The sequence below is a fragment of the Deinococcus misasensis DSM 22328 genome (genome assembly GCF_000745915.1).
Taxonomy (GTDB): Bacteria; Deinococcota; Deinococci; order Deinococcales; family Deinococcaceae; genus Deinococcus_C; species Deinococcus_C misasensis.
This window is the reverse complement of the sequence record NZ_JQKG01000014.1, coordinates 13,637-30,095: the sequence shown is the minus strand read 5'-3', so window position 1 is coordinate 30,095 and position 16,459 is coordinate 13,637. Positions and strand designations below refer to the sequence as shown.

General features: G+C 57.7%; 13 protein-coding genes. All 13 read left to right on the top strand.

What is annotated here, in order from left to right; all coding sequences use genetic code 11:
* Window positions 1-41: 41 nt before the first annotated feature.
* The 13 genes from Q371_RS10670 to Q371_RS10610 all read left to right on the top strand — a co-directional run bounded on the left by Q371_RS10670 (window position 42) and on the right by Q371_RS10610 (window position 16,179).
* On the top strand, window positions 42-6,272 hold the full coding sequence (locus Q371_RS10670; RefSeq protein ID WP_034340121.1) for a phage tail tape measure protein: 6,231 nt from the start codon (window positions 42-44) through the stop codon (window positions 6,270-6,272).
* Between the two features lie 4 nt (window positions 6,273-6,276).
* Window positions 6,277-7,941 (top strand): hypothetical protein, encoded by a 1,665-nt coding sequence (locus tag Q371_RS10665; protein ID WP_034340119.1) that lies wholly within the window; start codon window positions 6,277-6,279, stop codon window positions 7,939-7,941.
* Window positions 7,942-7,943: 2 nt separating this feature from the next.
* Entirely contained in the window at window positions 7,944-8,384 is a 441-nt protein-coding gene (locus Q371_RS10660; RefSeq protein ID WP_034340116.1) for a hypothetical protein, read from the top strand.
* The gene (locus Q371_RS27725; protein WP_084571381.1) at window positions 8,381-9,619 is read left to right on the top strand and encodes a phage tail protein; all 1,239 of its coding nucleotides are present in this window, start codon (window positions 8,381-8,383) and stop codon (window positions 9,617-9,619) included. Before Q371_RS10660 ends, Q371_RS27725 begins: the two co-directional genes overlap by 4 nt.
* Before the next feature lie 10 nt (window positions 9,620-9,629).
* Window positions 9,630-10,115: a hypothetical protein gene (locus Q371_RS10650; protein ID WP_034340113.1), complete on the top strand. Its 486-nt coding sequence runs from the start codon at window positions 9,630-9,632 to the stop codon at window positions 10,113-10,115.
* Window positions 10,115-10,867, top strand: coding sequence for a hypothetical protein (locus tag Q371_RS10645; protein WP_034340110.1), 753 nt, complete (start codon window positions 10,115-10,117; stop codon window positions 10,865-10,867). The genes Q371_RS10650 and Q371_RS10645 overlap by 1 nt, the downstream gene beginning before the upstream one ends.
* Window positions 10,868-11,107: 240 nt before the next feature.
* Window positions 11,108-11,524, top strand: a complete 417-nt coding sequence (locus Q371_RS10640; RefSeq protein WP_034340107.1) for a hypothetical protein — start codon at window positions 11,108-11,110, stop codon at window positions 11,522-11,524.
* Complete coding sequence (locus tag Q371_RS10635) at window positions 11,521-11,886, top strand: hypothetical protein (protein WP_034340104.1); 366 nt, start codon at window positions 11,521-11,523, stop codon at window positions 11,884-11,886. The genes Q371_RS10640 and Q371_RS10635 overlap by 4 nt, the downstream gene beginning before the upstream one ends.
* Window positions 11,873-12,475, top strand: coding sequence for a glycoside hydrolase family 19 protein (locus Q371_RS10630; protein WP_211253834.1), 603 nt, complete (start codon window positions 11,873-11,875; stop codon window positions 12,473-12,475). Before Q371_RS10635 ends, Q371_RS10630 begins: the two co-directional genes overlap by 14 nt.
* A 137-nt stretch (window positions 12,476-12,612) precedes the next feature.
* Window positions 12,613-12,897 carry a hypothetical protein gene (locus Q371_RS10625; protein WP_034340101.1) on the top strand — a complete coding sequence of 95 codons (285 nt, stop codon included), beginning with the start codon at window positions 12,613-12,615 and terminating at the stop codon, window positions 12,895-12,897.
* Window positions 12,894-13,328, top strand: a complete 435-nt coding sequence (locus Q371_RS10620; protein ID WP_034340098.1) for a hypothetical protein — start codon at window positions 12,894-12,896, stop codon at window positions 13,326-13,328. The genes Q371_RS10625 and Q371_RS10620 overlap by 4 nt, the downstream gene beginning before the upstream one ends.
* Entirely contained in the window at window positions 13,325-14,578 is a 1,254-nt protein-coding gene (locus Q371_RS10615) for an SGNH/GDSL hydrolase family protein (protein WP_034340095.1), read from the top strand. The genes Q371_RS10620 and Q371_RS10615 overlap by 4 nt, the downstream gene beginning before the upstream one ends.
* Window positions 14,579-14,715: 137 nt before the next feature.
* Window positions 14,716-16,179 (top strand): hypothetical protein, encoded by a 1,464-nt coding sequence (locus Q371_RS10610; RefSeq protein WP_034340091.1) that lies wholly within the window; start codon window positions 14,716-14,718, stop codon window positions 16,177-16,179.
* Window positions 16,180-16,459 lie beyond the last annotated feature (280 nt).

Below are 16,459 nucleotides of genomic sequence, written 5' to 3'. Positions count from 1 at the left end.
AGCGATCTGCTCGGGTTTTCTTTTTGCCTCGGAGGTGAATCATGCCCCAGTACAACAGCACCGCATCCCTGACCCTCAAGGCGAACACGCAAGGGGGGGCCGACCTCGCCAAAATCAAACAGGACCTGCATGACATCCGGGCCATCCGCATTGACCAGTCTGTCGTGGCAGGCTTCCTGACCAGCCTCCGCACGGCCAGCACCGAGGTTCGCACCTTGAAGAAGGACCTCCAGAACCTCGGTGGGAGCATCAAGCTGAAGTTGAGTCTGGATGTGACGGACCTCCGCAACAAGGTGAACACCCTTGGTTTGACTGTCAAACTGAAAGCGGGGTTGGACACCAGTGCCATCAATGCGGAAATCCGCAAGTTGCAAGGCACATTCAGTGCTACCGGGACGGCCCTCAGGGCTCTGGTGAAGGTCGATGTGACCCAGTTGCAGGACCTCAACCAAAAACTCCTCGACCGAATCCGGGAGTTGCGTGCCCTTGGGGGCGCAGGTGGTGGCGGGACAGGCAGGAACAGTACCAGAGTGGTGGACCCACGGGCACAGGAAGCAAAGGCCCTTGCGGGGGATTATCAGGCGGGCACCATTGCCCTGAACCAGTACCAGTCCGCTTTGCAACGCCTGCTGGTGAGCATTCAGAGCGAAATCAACTCCATGCGTGCCCTCGGGCCTCTCACTGCTGAGCAGACCGCACGGATGGGGGACCTCAGACGACAGGCAGGGCAATTGGCCACCGCATTGAAGAGCACCGGGATTGACCGCATCAAATCCCAATTGGCAGACGCCAGAGCTGCATTTGATGAAGCAACTCGCAGTGCGCGGAACATGACTGAGCAACGTGCAGCGATACAGGCTTACACTGCCTCCCTTCAAGGACTGCAAACCCAGCTCAATGGCCTGAGGGCTGCTGGGAACCTGACCGAAAAACAGCTGACTGAGTTAAGAAACCTGATGGCCCGCACCAGCAGGGAAATGAACACCATCAATGGTGGCGTGAATACCGCGGGGCTCAGTGGGAACATCCGCAATGCCCTGAATGACTTCAGTGTGTTCGCACCTCAGGCCAGCATGGTCGGAATGGCCCTCGAAGCCCTCAAAAACCCCATTGTGGCCGTTACTGTTCTGCTGGGTGGTCTCGGGGTGGCGGCTTACAACACCGCTCAGGAATTCGGCAAATTCCAGAAAGAGGTTGCCAACCTTGCTGCTGTGTCTCAAGCTTCGACGAGCGAACTGAAAACCCTGAACCTGCAGGCCAAAAACCTTGGCACCAACTTGCTTTACGGCGCTCTGGGCGCAGAGAAATTCACGGACATGCAGGCTGAGTTGGTCAAGGCGGGTCTGGACGTGCAGGACGTGCTCGGAGGTGCAGCAGAGAACACCGCCTTGCTGGCCACTGCAACCCGCATCCAACTGCCCGAGGCCGTGAAGATCGCTGCAGCCAGCATGACCATGTTTGGGCTGGAAGGCAAAGACATGGCCCGCGTGACCGACACGATTGTCGCCGGAGCCAACAAATCCGCTCTGGAAGTCCACTCTCTGGGTGAATCCCTCCAGCAAGCAGGGAACATGGCCTCTGCGAGCAACATGACCATCGAGCAGACCATTGCTTACCTCGCCATGCTCGCCGACCGGGGCATCAAAGGGTCGGACGCCGGCACCCTCATGAAAACCATGCTGATGCGCCTCACTGGTGCTTACGATGAAGTGAACAAAATGCTGGCGAAACACAACGTCGCTTTGTTTGACTCGGAAGGCAGACACCGTGATGTGTTCGCAATCATGGGTGACGTTGTGGACGTACTGGACAAGCTTGACGATTACCAGAGGGGCGTCATGATGGTCACTTTGGGTGGGTCGGACGCCATGCGTGGGTACGCAGCTGCCTACAAGGCGGGCACCACCGAACTGAAAGAGTACCTGAGCAAAGTTGAGGATCAAGGGATTGCCCTCCGCACGGCCAGCACCCAAACCCAGAACATCATCGACAAACAGAATGCTCTGAACGAGAAATGGGCTGCATTCAAAGCGAACCTCGGCCAGTTCGCTGCTCCGGCCTTGGAGCAACTGCTTGACAAGATGAACAACACTTTGGATGCATGGAATGCCACCATGCAGAATCAGGATCCGTACACCAACAAGTTCTTGGAGAGCGTGGGTCTCACACCCACCGATGCAACTCCCAATGAGCGGGCTCGGATCGCCAGACTCACCCAGAGCATGCGGGATGCTGAGAACAGCAAAAGCATGAACGAGATGCGCATCAAAAGCTACCCGAACAATAGAGATGTCCCAGAGTGGCAGAAGGCCATCAATGATGCGAATTTCACCATCACTGAAGTCACTCGCAAGCTTAAAGAAGTCCAGACGGCCATTCAGAATCGCAAGAGCGGTAAGAGCGTCACTGGTGAGGAGATTTCCGCTTCTGAATTCAGCACCGAGTGGGTCCGCAAGGTCACACGGCAAATTAAACTGAATCCAGAAATCGACAGCCATTGCGCTGAGGCAGCATCGGCAATCATGCAGAAGCTCGGCGTGGAAATCAAAGCCTCCCCTCTCGCCAAGGGCCTCCTGAACAATGCCCTTGCTGCTGGCGGGAAGCAGATTGATGTCAGCCAAGCCAAACCGGGCGACCTGATCTTCTTCAGGGGTCCCCAGTTCGGGGCCATGAAGTACAACGAGAACGGCCAGAAGGTCGGGTACCACGTCGAAGTGGTGGACAACACCGATGGGGGCAAACTCACCACGTCGGGCAGTGACGGCAGCATGAAGCTCCACACCGGGAAGTCCTGGGACAGCAAAACCCTTGCGAATGCCACCGTGATCCGCATGCCCACCCCTGAGACCCCCAAACCAGAGGTGAAGGGCGACACCCAGTTCCTCACGGCCACCACCGATGACCTGATGGGTCAAGCCCGCAGTCTGACCATGACCGTCGAAGACCTCAAAGACTCCGGAAAAATTGGCACTCAGGCGTACAGGACGGCTGTTCTGGCCGTTGAGGAGTTCGCCAAAAAATCAGACAATGCTGCGCGAGCAGTGCGTTTCGCGCAGGAGGAAATCAGCAACGGCAACAAAAATTTCTCGAAAGCCAACAAAGATGCCCTCCAGGTCCTCAAAGACAGCGTCAAAAACGCTCTGGATTCCCGGCTGCGTGAGCGTCTGGCACAGGAAACCAGAGCTGGCAACAAAGATGCAGCCAAGATCATCCAAGAGGAACTTGACCGTCGTGCCAGAGCGATCGCTGATCAGCGTGCCAAAACCATTGGGGATTATCAGGACCAGAAGGCTGAAACGTCCCTCAGGGCAAAAGTCAGCGTGATGGGGGTGGATGAAGTTCGGGGCACCCTGCTGGCCGTTGAGAAAGCCATGGCCGAAGCGAAAACCCCCACTCAACTCAGGGAGCTTACCCAGAAGCAAAACATCCTCCTCGCAAGGCAGAATGAACTGTTGCAGCAGGTGCAGGACCGCTTCAAAGGGGGACAGTTGGCCCCAGTGCCGACCAGTCAGCCTTACGTGTCGAACTGGCGTGAACAGCTCGCAGCGGGCATGGAGGGCGTGAACCGCGCAAATGACCTGCAGGGACTGAATGTGGAATTCGGGAACCTCCTCCAGACCCTCACCGACCTGCAACCCTACCTGACTTCCTCTGAACTTGACGGGTTCATTACCCAGTTGGAGGACCTCGGGAAACGTGTGCGACTCGTGGGAGGGGATGACGGGGACATCCAGCAGCTCATCGGCAGCCTGAAAGAGTACTCCGGCACCCTCCGGGACAGTGAGCAGGAAGCCCGCAAATGGCAGGACCTGCAGGACAAAATGGCCTTCGAGGAGTGGGTTCAGGGCCTCGAAAGCCTCACTTTGGCCCAGTTGGAGGACGCTGCAGCCCGAGAGAAAGACATGGGCAACCTGGAGCGTTATACCGCCCTGATGGACAAGATCGGGCAGAAGCGCACTGAACTGAAAGCCCTGCTGGAACAGAAAAAAGCTTTGGCGGACAACCTCGATTTCCGCAACAAGCTCAACACTCTGGAGATGGATGGTCTCAAAGGCCTGCTGGACAGCACCAGAGCGAAAGCCGATGCCACCACCGACCTGAAAGAATACAACCGCCTCAGGGATGAGGAAGCGGCCATCCTCGAAAAAATCGTTGACCTGCAAAGCAAAGTCAAAACCTACGAGAACCAGTACAGCGCTGGCATGATTCAACCCTCGAAGATCGCCACAGAGGATGAGTGGTTGGCTTGGCGCAACCAGAACATGGCGAAAAGCCTTGACCCTGAAGGGAAGTACAAGAACGCCAACTACAGCAATGCTTACAGCGCAGGGATTGCAGGGGAAACCATCAATGGCCTTCAGGGCGTGGTGAGTGGCTTGGACCGCTGGTTGCAGTTGCAGAACAAAATGCTGGCCCAGTGGGCGAACCCGGACGGCTTCCCCGTGCCGGTCTACAACAACCCCTACAGTGCCGGGCAGATCGCACCGACCCCCATGTCTCTGGGTAAAGACGATTGGATGCTCGGAGAGGGAGGTAAAGCCCTCTCGAAGTGGGCGAACCCGGATGGTTTCCCCGTCCCTGAGTACAACAACCAGTACAGTGCAGGTCGCATTCTGCCCACTGCCGTTCCGGTGGATTCCGCTGAGCGCCTGAATGAAATCCGAATCAGGATGCTCCGGGAGGAGCTTGGGGCCTTCAATGCCCCAGCCCGAGAGTACACCAACCCGTACAGTGCAGGGCAAACGGAAGTGACGTTCGGCACCACCGTTCAGGAGGCTGCGGACAGTGCTGACAGGTGGTTGGCTTGGCGCAACCAGCAAATGGCCAAAGCCCTCGACCCTGACGGGCGTTACCAGAACGCCAATTACAACAATGCTTACTCTGCTGGACAAATCCAGAGCACCGCCCCTGACCGGGGGAAATTCAAGATCTGGAATGAAATGCAGCAGGTGAAAAGCCAACTTGAAGCTGGGGGCATCTCCCCCATGGAGATGGACGTGCTCACAGACCGGCTCGTCAAACTCGGAGAGGAATTCCGGGAGTTGGGGGGTGACACCGGGAGCCTCGGGCAATACATCGAGAAATCCCGCATGGCAGCTCAAGTCCAGCGGGACATCGATCAGGCCAGCCAGACGCTCGCCAACTCCCTCGACACCAGCGTGAAAGGAGGCTACGAGGGCACCATTCAGAGCCTGAAAGATTACCTCAAACAGAGGGAGCTGGAAGGCAATCTGGATGAAGCGCAGAAAAAACGCCTTGAGGAACTCATCAAAAAATACGAGGAACTCAACGCAAAAATGCGGGCCTTCAACGATGCCAAACAGTACATCCAAGCCGGAGCGGACCTGCTGGGTGCCCTCGGGAAGGCAGCAGGCGACTCGGACCTCGGGCGTCAACTGTCCCTCGCTGGGGACTTCCTGAACACCGGATTGAGCGTCGCTGAGAAGATCGCCAAGGGGGATTACGTACAGGCTGCAGTCGAGGGCCTCACGTACCTGATCGAGGGGTTTTCCAGCGCCAGCAACAGCTACCAGCAGTTCGTGAAAAACGTTGAGGCTGCACAGAAAGGGCTGCGTTTCATCAACGCCAGCGATTACATGACCGCAGAGTACAAACCCGGACTGTTCGGATCTTCTTTCGGGGCCACTTACGAAACGAAAGTCGATGACGTGGGTCTCAGGGTCGCCCAGAGCATTGAGGAAGCCGTAGGGAATGGGTTCTCCAGGGCTTTTGATGAGGTGCTGCAAACCGGGAACTGGGATAACTTCCAGAAGACCCTCACCCAGGAGATCGGCAAAGCTGCCCTGATGGGCCTGATCAACAGTTTCGCCTCGGAGATGCTCGCCCCGTACATCAAGGCTTACACCGATGCCCTGAAAACCCCCGGAACCGAGGACGATCAAGCCGCCCTCGCTGCTTTCAATGCAGCCCTGCCCGGGTTCGCTGCGCAAGCCCAGCAGTTCGCCCAGAACGTCATTTACCCTGCTGCAGCGTCCCTCGGGATGGTCGGGCAGAACGGGAATGGCACAACTGGCCCGAGCAGCATCATAGGGGCTGCACCCAGTCAATTCGCGGTGGCCGACACCGGCATTTACACGACCCTGCAGGCCATTGAGCGTAGCAACCGCGCCATCCAAAACCTGATGGAAGCCGGGATCCTCATCACCACCCTGCAAGGCATCGAGAGGAACACGGGTCGCACAGCAGTTGCTGTTGAAGGCCTGTATGACCTCGCCAGAGGGGGAAGCTCCACCGTGGTCACAAGGGGGTGACAACTTGACAGCAGCTTGGCGCATCAGTGTTTTCAGTGCAGCCACGGGAACCCTCAAAGGGGGGTTCCCGAAAGTTTTGGAGGAAAGCCACGTGGCCGAATGGACCGCCAGAGTCGAAGGGGACTCCCTCAACTCTGGGGAGTTCAACAGCCTCGAAGCCCGCCTCACTGTGGACCCGCAGAACGCCATGATGGACCCTTTCGATGGGGTCCAAATTGAGTGGTCCGACAACGGGACTTTCACGGACACCAAGAGCCTTTTTTATGGGTTCGTGGAGGCCCCCATCAACCCGGAGAACCTCGATGACTTTCAGGACGTGGGTCTCGCGGACCTCCGGGAATTCCTCGATGGCTGCGAGGTCATCGGGAATTACCCCGAGCAGGACGCTGCCCTCACGGCATGGCAAATCATGCGGGATGTGATCACCTCAGGGCAAGTGAAAACCATCCTGCTCGGGCCAGAGCCGAGCGGAGGTGCCCTCGCCGGTTACACGGTCGGGGCGATCACCGGGAATTACGCCAGCGTGAAAGCCATCCTCGACCAACTGGCCAGCTTCTACCAGCAAGGCAACTCCGACCCCCTCAAGAAGTGCCTGTGGGGGGTGTCCGCCGACCGGACGTTCTTTTTTGGGGTGCGGACGGTGGGGGTGGTGGCCGTTGATGTGCGGGCAGGGGAAGCGCAGTGCGCCTGGCAAGCGAAAAGCAACCGGGATGCCAAAACCCGGGTGCGTTGGATGGTCCCGAAGCCCGCAGGGACCGTGGGGGCCAGTCAAGTGCGACAGTGGTTGACGTACTCCCCCATTCAGGTTTTGCCCTTCAAGCCGATCTCGTTTTTCTCGCACCTCAGTTCCTCCGGGCAACCCGCATTCCGGGTGGTTCGCAAGAGCGCCAACGCTCTGGCCTTCCAGAAGAAAACCCTACTGAACGCCGGAACCTCCACCAGCAACATCACCCACCCCGAGCGGGCCATTGATGGCAACCCCAACAATTACGCTGCTTTCGGAGGGGACGGGCTGGTCGGGCAGTGGGAGTGGACCTACCCTCTGGAGGACGTGCCCCCAGCCCTGTTCATGGGCCTCGAAGTCACGTACACCGCCAGAGGGGCAGAAGGGGACTTCCGGCAGGTCTTGATCCAACTGGAGAACGGCTTTTATCAGGTGAAACACGCTTACGACCTGCCGAAAACCGACAGTCTGGATGCCGATGATGCCCGGGTGGACCTGCTGGTCTTCCACATGAACCCCGAGGCGGTGACCCCCATTGACAGCATCAACAGCCTGTTCATCTCCCTGTTCGGGGGTGGGGCGTCAGGTTTGACACCCACGGAAGGACTCAGGCTTTTCGACATCAAACTGGTGACTTTGGACACCGAAAAACTCGACGCTTACGCCACCTACTTCTACGAGGACCCCGGGGTGGTGGCCGGGCAGGTGGAAGCCCCGAGGGTGCTGCACCCCCCGAAACACAAACTGACCCTCACCCGGGCGGACGGCAGCATCGTGAGCGGCATCAACATCGACCACTACCAGTACCAAGCCCAAACGGACGGAAATTACGGCGTGACCGTCCTGCAGGTCGGACAGCCCGACGATCCGGACCGCGTGGCGTACTGGGCGAGCGTGCGTTCCGGGGACACCACCGCCGAAATCAACGCGATCACATCGAGGTGACCATGGCTCAACTCTCCCTCTGGGATGAAGAAAATTTTTTGTTGGCGTTGCCACTCACGTGTGAATTCTCCCCTCCAGCGATTGATTACGACTACAAAATCAAGAAAGTCGCTGGGACCAGCAGGCACCTCACAGTTGGCAGTGGGACCATGGACCCCGCTCAGACCACCCTGAGGGTCAAAATCCACGGTACCAGCCCATCCGATGCAGCCAGCCAGAGTAATGAGGTCCGAAACGCCTTGCTCTCTGCTGACCGTCTTTATGACGGGATTGCCGAATGGTGGCTGATTGATAAGGTTCTGAAGGAAAGCCCCCCCAGGTGGGGTTACGCCCGGTTGTGGTGCGAAATCACTTACACCCTGCAACTCCAGAGGCAATTGGTGCAGTTTGACCTCACAGGGGGCAAAACCGAGGATCGCCTGCCGACAGGAGGCACAACATGACCGTGAATGCCAAAGTGGTGGGGGCTCCCGCAGGGATCATCCCCACCAGCGACTACGAACTTTTCGTGGACCAGCCTGCCCCTTATGGGGGTGGGAGCCCGAGGTACCACTTGCGCTGGAGTCACCTCCTATCCCGCTGGAATGACGTGGACGCCGGGAACACCCAAGCCCTCATCCCCATGGGGGTGGGTGGGGACCCGGCACCGGAAAGCCCGATGACGGTGTCCCTGAAGGTCACGCATGCAGGGAAAAGCCCGGTGGTGGCGCATTACGTGCGCTGGGCGATTGTTACGCAGGAAAGCCCTCCGGAGTGGGACTGGCGCACCCCGGTCAGTCGGGATGTGATTGCGGACGCCCTCATCCGGGCAAACTACCAGCAGCTCGTCGAGCAGTACAACGAAACGCTGGATGTGCTCGGGCAGGCGCAAATCGCCTTGGAGAACCTCACCGATGTGACAGTCACATCGGAAACCAGCAAAGCCATCACGTTGAGGTTTGATTCGGACCCCCTGGCTGCCGTTGGACTGAGCGCCACCCTTTCTGAACTGCAAACGGACGTGTTGGCACTCGATGCCCGCATGGATGCTGCTGAAAGCCAGCTGGTCAGCCTCACCCCGAGGGTGGATGCCACCGAAGATGCCATCAGCCCACTGGAAGCGGACCTGATCACCCTCAGCGGAGACGTTGCCGACCTGCAGGCAGTCCCCGCAGAAGTGAAAGTCGGCACAATCATCCTTTGGGGCAAAACTGCACCTCCCACTGGGTGGCTGGCTTGCGATGGCCAGCAAGTCGGCCGATCCGTTTACGCAGCCCTGTTCGCGGAGATCGGTACGAATTTTGGGGTTGGGGACAACAGCACCACCTTCAACCTACCGGACCTCCGGGGGCGCGTGCCGATCGGCGCAGGTACCGGCTCTGGACTCACCACCAGAGCCCTCGGGCAGACTGGAGGCGCTGAAACCCATACCCTGACCGTCGCTGAGATGCCCGAGCACAACCACGGCATTGATGAACCTGCAGCAGGCGAACCGGGATTGATCCTCAGGAGCATCGTTGGGCAGACCACCACTGTCAACACTGGAGACAGTGCCCAATCAGGCACCGAACCTCAGGTCGGGTATGGGGACCCTGGGGAGCCGGACCCGATGACAGGCATCCCTCTGGAAGGGGGCGGGAACCCACACAACAACATGCAGCCCTTTGTGGTCTTGCAGTACATCATCCGGGCACAGTGAGGAGGAAACCATGTCAATCGTAGAAAAGACCCTCATGAAAGCCGAGTGGGGCACTGAAATTGATTCCCGGCTGGACGCCCTTGAGGATGTGGTGCAGGCATCCGGGCAGCAAGCCGTGTCTGCTGTCATCACCTCTGGGCTCCTTGCGAACGGGGCCACAGCAAATCTGGACTTGCAGACCATCGGACGCAAAGCCACCTTGTGGGCTGTGACGGCACACAACGCAACAGGCCTTTGGTGGGTTCGGGCTTACAGCACATCCGCCCAGAGGACCGCTGATGCAAGCAGAAGTTACACAGTGGATCCGGCCAGCCTCAATGCCTGCCTGTTCGAACTCCTGCTGGATGCCACTGTCACTGCTCCTTACGTGCTGGATGCCAGAGTGAGCAACCGGGATGTCCCAAAAGTGCCAAAAATCTACCTCGCAATCACGAACCTCTCTGGAAGCTCCGGCACCCTGAATCTCACGCTGGAAGCCATGATCGAGGAGGCATAATGCCACTTGCAACTATCACACAACAAAACCTCACCGGGCCATTCACCCAAACCCAGCTCGGGGATGCCATCAAAACGCAACTCATCCTCGCAGGGTGGGCAAGCGTGTCTGACACGGCGGGAAGCCCTCGAACCCTCATTCACTCCAGAGTTTTTGATGCCGGGAAGACGTATGGCACGCAGTACATGATTGTGCGCGTTCCGGCAACCACAGGGAGCACATTCACACAGGGCCTTTCGTGGAGAGCCAACAGTGCTGACACGCAAGTGAGTGGCGAAAATTTGCCTGTGTGGAGCACAGACGCCACCGTGTACGGCGTGAATCATCCTGAAGTGTCCGGCTTCATCCTCCGGCAAGGCTCCCAGAACGCTTTGACGCTGTCCCTCCGGCCAGCAAACAACCGCCCGGACTGGTTCGATGAGGCAAATTACACGTATGGCATGGCGATGATCGGCGGGGATAGTTTTATCAATATTGTCCTGCCGGCGCAACCCACAACAATTGCCCTCAATGACCCGGCGCTTATGAGGGCCGTCAGCCAAATCAATGTCACAAACCCACGCAGGGGGAACAGTTACCCCGTCTGGGAGCGCCTTGGGTTGAGTTGCCGGGAGGAGTTCTACGGGTCTTTTGGCACTGACGTTGTGACAGCCTGCTATCCAACAGCGTCAATTACTGTCGCGGGTACCCTCACGGATGGAACACGGAATTGGTTTGTCCTCGGGGCCGGAATTGCAGTGAGGACCCTCTGATGGCCACTCAAACCGTCACCCGGCAAACCATCGCCACTTTGACGCCTGTAACTGCATACAGTCAGACACGCCAGATTCTGGCAGGAGGGGGGGCACAAAGGCCCACGGTTGGACAGGTCTGGCCTCGCCCAGTGAAGTAAAACCCCGAGTCTGAATCACTCGGGGGCCTCTCGTGTGGATAACGTCATTATCCGACATGAGGGGTTGCCTTTTGGTTGTCTCGTGTGGCAAGGAGGAACAGTGATCAGCAATGTGGTATTGGCGGCCATCCCTGCCCTGACAGAAGCGACCGCCAGCAATTTCTTTGCGCTGAACGCGCATGACCCCCGTGTCCTCCTCGCTGCCAGCGTGGGAGTCGGGCTCCTCCAGTGGCTCAAATGGAAAAGCGACCCTCGGACACGCAAAAAAGACAATTGGCGAATGGTGGGGGACATTGGACTGGCAATGTCCCTGATTTTTCTGGTGTCTGCAATCCTCGCTGTCATGGGGTGGTTGAACATGCCCTCACTGGTCATCGCGACGGTGTTCCTGGGGTTCATGGGCAAGGACTTTCTGGACAAAGAGGAGCAGAAGAAAACCAAAACGTGGTTCTGGAGTTTGGTTCGCCAGAAGGCGGATTCCGCTCTGGGGCAACAAAAAGGAGATGATCAGCCATGACATTTTACGGCCTTTCGACCATGCCTCTCGGGAATGTGCTCATCCTGCTGGTGCTGCTCATGTGCAATGTGGGGGTGCATGCGTGGGCAATCCGGTGCCTGATTGGGTACCGGTTTACAGTGCGCTCCAATCGACTGGTGCTCCTGCTCGGGCTGTTCATCCTGCTCAGTCTGGTGGGACTGGTGATGCGCATGGCAGTGATTTTCACGGATCAAGCACCGCCCCTTCGGGTGGTGGATTTCATGGAGTATGGTGCGCAGCTCGGGATTATCGCTTCAGTTTCTGCGTACCTGAATGAACGTCGAATCCGCAACGAAGTGCCTTTGCGCAGACGGGCAGGGGATCGCCTTGATCACGCCTGAACTGATCCGAAAGATCAACCCATCGGCTCCACGGCCAGACATTATGGCCGAGAAATTCCAGAAGGCAGCAGACCAGCACGGCATCAACACCAAACTGAGGGTCGCGCACTTTCTGGCCCAACTGGCAGCGGAATCCCGACTGGTTCCGCAGGAAGAAAACCTGAATTACTCCGCTAAACGCCTGCGGGAAGTATGGCCTGCTCGTTTCCCCACTCTGGAAAGTGCCCAGCCTTACGCCATGAACCCAGAAGCTCTGGGTGACAAGGTGTACGGTGGGCGCATGGGGAACACCCAGCCGGGCGATGGCTTCAAGTACCGGGGTAGGGGCTTCATCCAGTTGACCGGGCGGGACAATTACGCCACTTACGGCGAACTGACCGGCTTTGATTTGGTGGGCAACCCTGATTTGCTGCTTCAAATCGGGGTGGGTGCGCAGGTGGCAGCAGCGTACTGGAAGGCCAGAAACCTGAATCGCTTCGCTGATCAGGATAAAATTAGGGGGGTCACCAGAGGTATCAATGGTGGCCTGAATGGACTGGAGCACCGGGCGCAGTACCTGAGGCTCATCAAGCAGCACTTCGGCATCTGATCTCTCCCACGGGAGACCACAGGTCTCCCGTGATTACATAGCCACCACAATCTTTCACCTTGGTCTAAAGCCAGAATCCAGCATTTTTTGCTGGGTTCTTTCATTTTGGGTTACATGCCCACGGCAAGAGGTGCAATATGAGTTTTGATTGGAAGAGTTGGGTTGCAGAAAACGCACAGGATGCTGTCCAGCATGCAGAGCAGAAAGCCAAAGAGTCCGGCGTGGAACTTCTTGGGGAGGACAAAAAGAAAATCGCCTGTGATTTTCTTACCGAGAAGCTCGAAATGCTTGATGACAAAATTCCCGTTCTGGGCGCATTCCTTGACTTCCCAATTGTGGACCGCCTTCAACGTTGGGCCGTCGAGCAGGCCGTGGAGTGGGCTTGGGGGCGCCTTGAAGCCCTGAAAGGAGCACAGCAGTGACCAGATCTGACGATACTGTGGCCCGCAGCCCATTGAAAGGCTTTGCATTGCACACCAAGTCTGGGGATGGCTGGGATGAGTCAGATGGTGGGGCTGCGGATCGTGCTACCATCATCGCTGCTCTGGCAAGTCTGTCTTTGGAGTCCAGAACCCGCGCAGACGGCGTGAACTGGCTCAATGGACCCACGGGGAATGCAATTGCTGTGCCCGCGGGCGCAAAAACCATGATCATTCGCCCTATTGCATCGAATGCATACTTTCGATTTGGCAACAGCACCGTGACTGCTGCTGCCCCCACTGGGGCTGTTTCAGATGGCTCTGGAAGCAGGTTCCTGTTCGAAGGTGAAGCCATTCAGGTTGCCGTGGGAACCGCCACGCATTACGCAGTGGTGGCCACCGGGCTTGTGGAAGTTGACTGGTGGTTGTCATGAGCAAAGGCGGCTTCGTCCCCAACAACCAAATCGTTGCCCAGCAGGCAGCAGTCCTCGTTCAGCGCATGATGCTCGGCGCCGAGGATGCAGCAATGCTCATCCTCGGCGACAGCACCGGGGCCACCAACACCCGATGGGTTTACTTGCTGGCGCAGAGGCTCGGGGCGATGTTCCCAACGTGGACTGTTTTGTATCGCACATATAAAGATACGAATGACACCTGGAACTCCGCTGTGACACTCCAGACCGGCACGAGTGGCAGAACCCTGACCGTCTGGAACGGCAGCATCTCCGGCACGCAGGCATCCTACCCAGTGGCAACGCAGGCACGGTGGGCTGTGATGTCCTCAATGACTCCTCAGCTTGTGATGGTCAACTACGGGCACAATACAACGGGCGTCGGGGCCACTTATCGTGCCACACACTATGCCTTGATGCGCAAAGTGCAGGAAACATGGCCCAGCGCGGGGGTGATCTGTACGCTCCAGAACCCGAGGGGAACTGGGGATGCCGAGAGGACCAACCACCTGATCCGCATGCGGACAGTCATGGAGTTGTGCGCCTCAGAGGGGTATGGGTGCATCAACGTCACTCAGGCATTCCTGAATGATTCGTCCTATACAGCAAATCTGTTGCTGCCGGACGGCATCCACCCCAACGACAATGCTGGTTCGCCCCTCTGGGCCAATGAGGTTGCAAGGCACTTCAAGGCCAGCAGGCTCGTGGTCCCCCAGGCCCCTCCGATGCGGGAGACATGGCGTTTCATTCCGGCCTCGCAGTTTCTGGCCTCCGAAAATGCCCCCACTCTGGCGATTGCCAACACCATGCCTGCATGGACGATGGACCCGAGCACGCAGATGAGCGTCAATGCTGCTGTGGACATCCCATCACACTGGCAGTCATTTGATGTCCATTTCGTGTGGACAGTTGCTCTGGGCACAGGTTACACAGGCAGTAACAACGGCGTGGCATGGGAGGTCGGGCTGCAAAACCTTGGGACTGGCGGTTTCAGTGCGCCCATGCCTGCCTCGGGTGCAAGTGGGGTTTTCAGTGCGCCGGGTGGGGTCGTCGCCGGAGTGGCCCCAAACCAAGGGAGTGCCTACCCCACTGTGTGGACCCGTGTCGCCACCAACCAGAGTGCCAGTTACAGACCCATCGGACTGAGAGCAAGGCGCGTGGCAGCAGACGCGCTGGACACCGTGACCACCAATGTGTTCCTCCTCGGGGTGCTGCTGGTCCGTGCGTCCTGATAATCCTTTAAGGTAATTCCCCTCTGGTTTCGACCAGAGGGTTTTTTGTTCCTTAAATCATTACATTTATGACAGCCATTTAATAAACTGAGACAACCTTTCAGCAACCCCTGCATGTTTATAATTCACTCAACCATATGGACTTCTATCGCCTTATCCATACCCCACGCCTGTTTGATTTTGCAGTTGTGAACGCCACAAAAAACAAAGCCCTCGATGACCTGCTGGTGCTGCTGCATTCCAGTGGCCAGCGCTCCACGACCCTTACGGCCCGCATGGGTTGGGTGCTTTTTCAGCTCCAGAGGGATGAGGAGGCCCGTGACCTGCTCGACACCGTGGCTCACACCTTGCTTGGGCGTGGGTATCTGGCCCGGGTGCTTTACGAGTTTGCCCCCAGCCCGCACCTGTGGGAGATGTACCTCCAGTGGACCATCTCCCAAATCGATGGGGCAGCAGCAGACAGCATCGAGGATGTTGAAGGGATTGCCCACCTGAACATTGCAGCAGCAACCTTTCTGATTGGTTTGAAGCGGGAGGATGAGGCCCTGCCGTTCCTGCAGGAAGCGGAATCGAATTCAAAAATGATTGGTTTGGCGAGTGTGAACATGAATGCAAAATACCAGCGGGCGAGGAGGCTTTGGGCTCAGGACCGTTACTCTGAAGTGGCTCCTTTGTTGAGTGAGATCGCCACATCCACCGGAGGATCTCAGCATGTGGTGGACACCAGCACCCGGCTGTTGTTCTGGGCGTGCCTGCTGGGTGGGGCTGACCTCCCTGAGGGGGCTCCTGCGGATGTGCAGGCTGCATTGAAGACGCTGCAGTCCGGTGAGCGCCGTTTTGGGGTGCATGATGCTGAACTCAAGAGCGTCACGGAGTCCTGGGCGGATTGCAGGAGGCTTTTGACGTTCTTGGCGCAGAAGTTCCCCTTTCAGCGTGGGAAACGCACGGTCAGCACAGCCAATGCCATGTTGCAGCAGGTGCTTGCGCATCAGGAAGCCCAGAGCCCGAATGTGTACCGGAATCCGATGGTGTGCATGATGCGCCTGCTGGCCCTCGCTGCCCTCAGGAAACCTGAGGCTCTGGAGGAAGCCCGGAGCCTACAGGGTTATGATTTGTATGACATGCAGGTGCTGCACTGCATGCGGTCTCTGGCGCTCATTCAGGCGAGTGTGGGGATGCAGGAGTGCTTGTTTTCCCGTGAGGACGTGCAGGCTTTGTTGGGTGGGTGGCAGAAGTGCAGCACCAGCCAGCGTCAAATGCTGACGTTATATATGTGGGAGTTTTGCCCTTCTGTGCCGTTCATCGTGGCGGACCATGGGGGCTTGAATGTGTTCCCCTTGAAGTCGCATCCTGTTGCGCACATCGAGGAGGCTGTCATGGTGGTGAACCATCAGGTTGTGCCGTTGCCCCGCATCAGCTTGTCGCGGTATGTGGCTGCTGGTCCGTGCGGCGAAGTGCTGGAGTTGGATTTGAAGAAGCTTGCGGAAATGTACCCAGAGGGCGTGGCTTACCGGGTGCATGTGGAGGAATGGGCAGGCCCAGTGCGAAAGTGGTTTAATCTCGCGCTGTTGGACTCTGTGGCCCTGAGGGATGTGCGTTAATCTGGGGTATGCAAAAGACCAAAAAACCCTTTATCGGTGTGGTGCTCGTGGTTAGCCTTCTCATTGCCTGTGGTCAGGCATCCGGTCCTTTGAAGCCGGTTTATCAGCCTATGGGCGGTCCAACTGAACCTTGCTCCAGATGCTGATTTTTTTGGCCCCTTGTTTTGTACATCTGTGAGAAATTCCCCCATTTTTTGAGCGAGTAGAATCTACTCGCTCATTTCTGTAGGGCAGTGCCCTGATGCTTTTTATGTTGACGGCATACCTGTAAAATGAAAAG

Coding starts and splice junctions, on each gene's coding strand:
- Q371_RS10615 (WP_034340095.1), top strand. CDS start 13,325: ATGAGCAAAGGCGGCTTCGTCCCCAACAACCAAATCGTTGCCCAGCAG.
- Q371_RS10610 (WP_034340091.1), top strand. CDS start 14,716: ATGGACTTCTATCGCCTTATCCATACCCCACGCCTGTTTGATTTTGCA.
- Q371_RS10660 (WP_034340116.1), top strand. CDS start 7,944: ATGGCTCAACTCTCCCTCTGGGATGAAGAAAATTTTTTGTTGGCGTTG.
- Q371_RS10625 (WP_034340101.1), top strand. CDS start 12,613: ATGAGTTTTGATTGGAAGAGTTGGGTTGCAGAAAACGCACAGGATGCT.
- Q371_RS10645 (WP_034340110.1), top strand. CDS start 10,115: ATGCCACTTGCAACTATCACACAACAAAACCTCACCGGGCCATTCACC.
- Q371_RS10635 (WP_034340104.1), top strand. CDS start 11,521: ATGACATTTTACGGCCTTTCGACCATGCCTCTCGGGAATGTGCTCATC.
- Q371_RS10650 (WP_034340113.1), top strand. CDS start 9,630: ATGTCAATCGTAGAAAAGACCCTCATGAAAGCCGAGTGGGGCACTGAA.
- Q371_RS27725 (WP_084571381.1), top strand. CDS start 8,381: ATGACCGTGAATGCCAAAGTGGTGGGGGCTCCCGCAGGGATCATCCCC.
- Q371_RS10670 (WP_034340121.1), top strand. CDS start 42: ATGCCCCAGTACAACAGCACCGCATCCCTGACCCTCAAGGCGAACACG.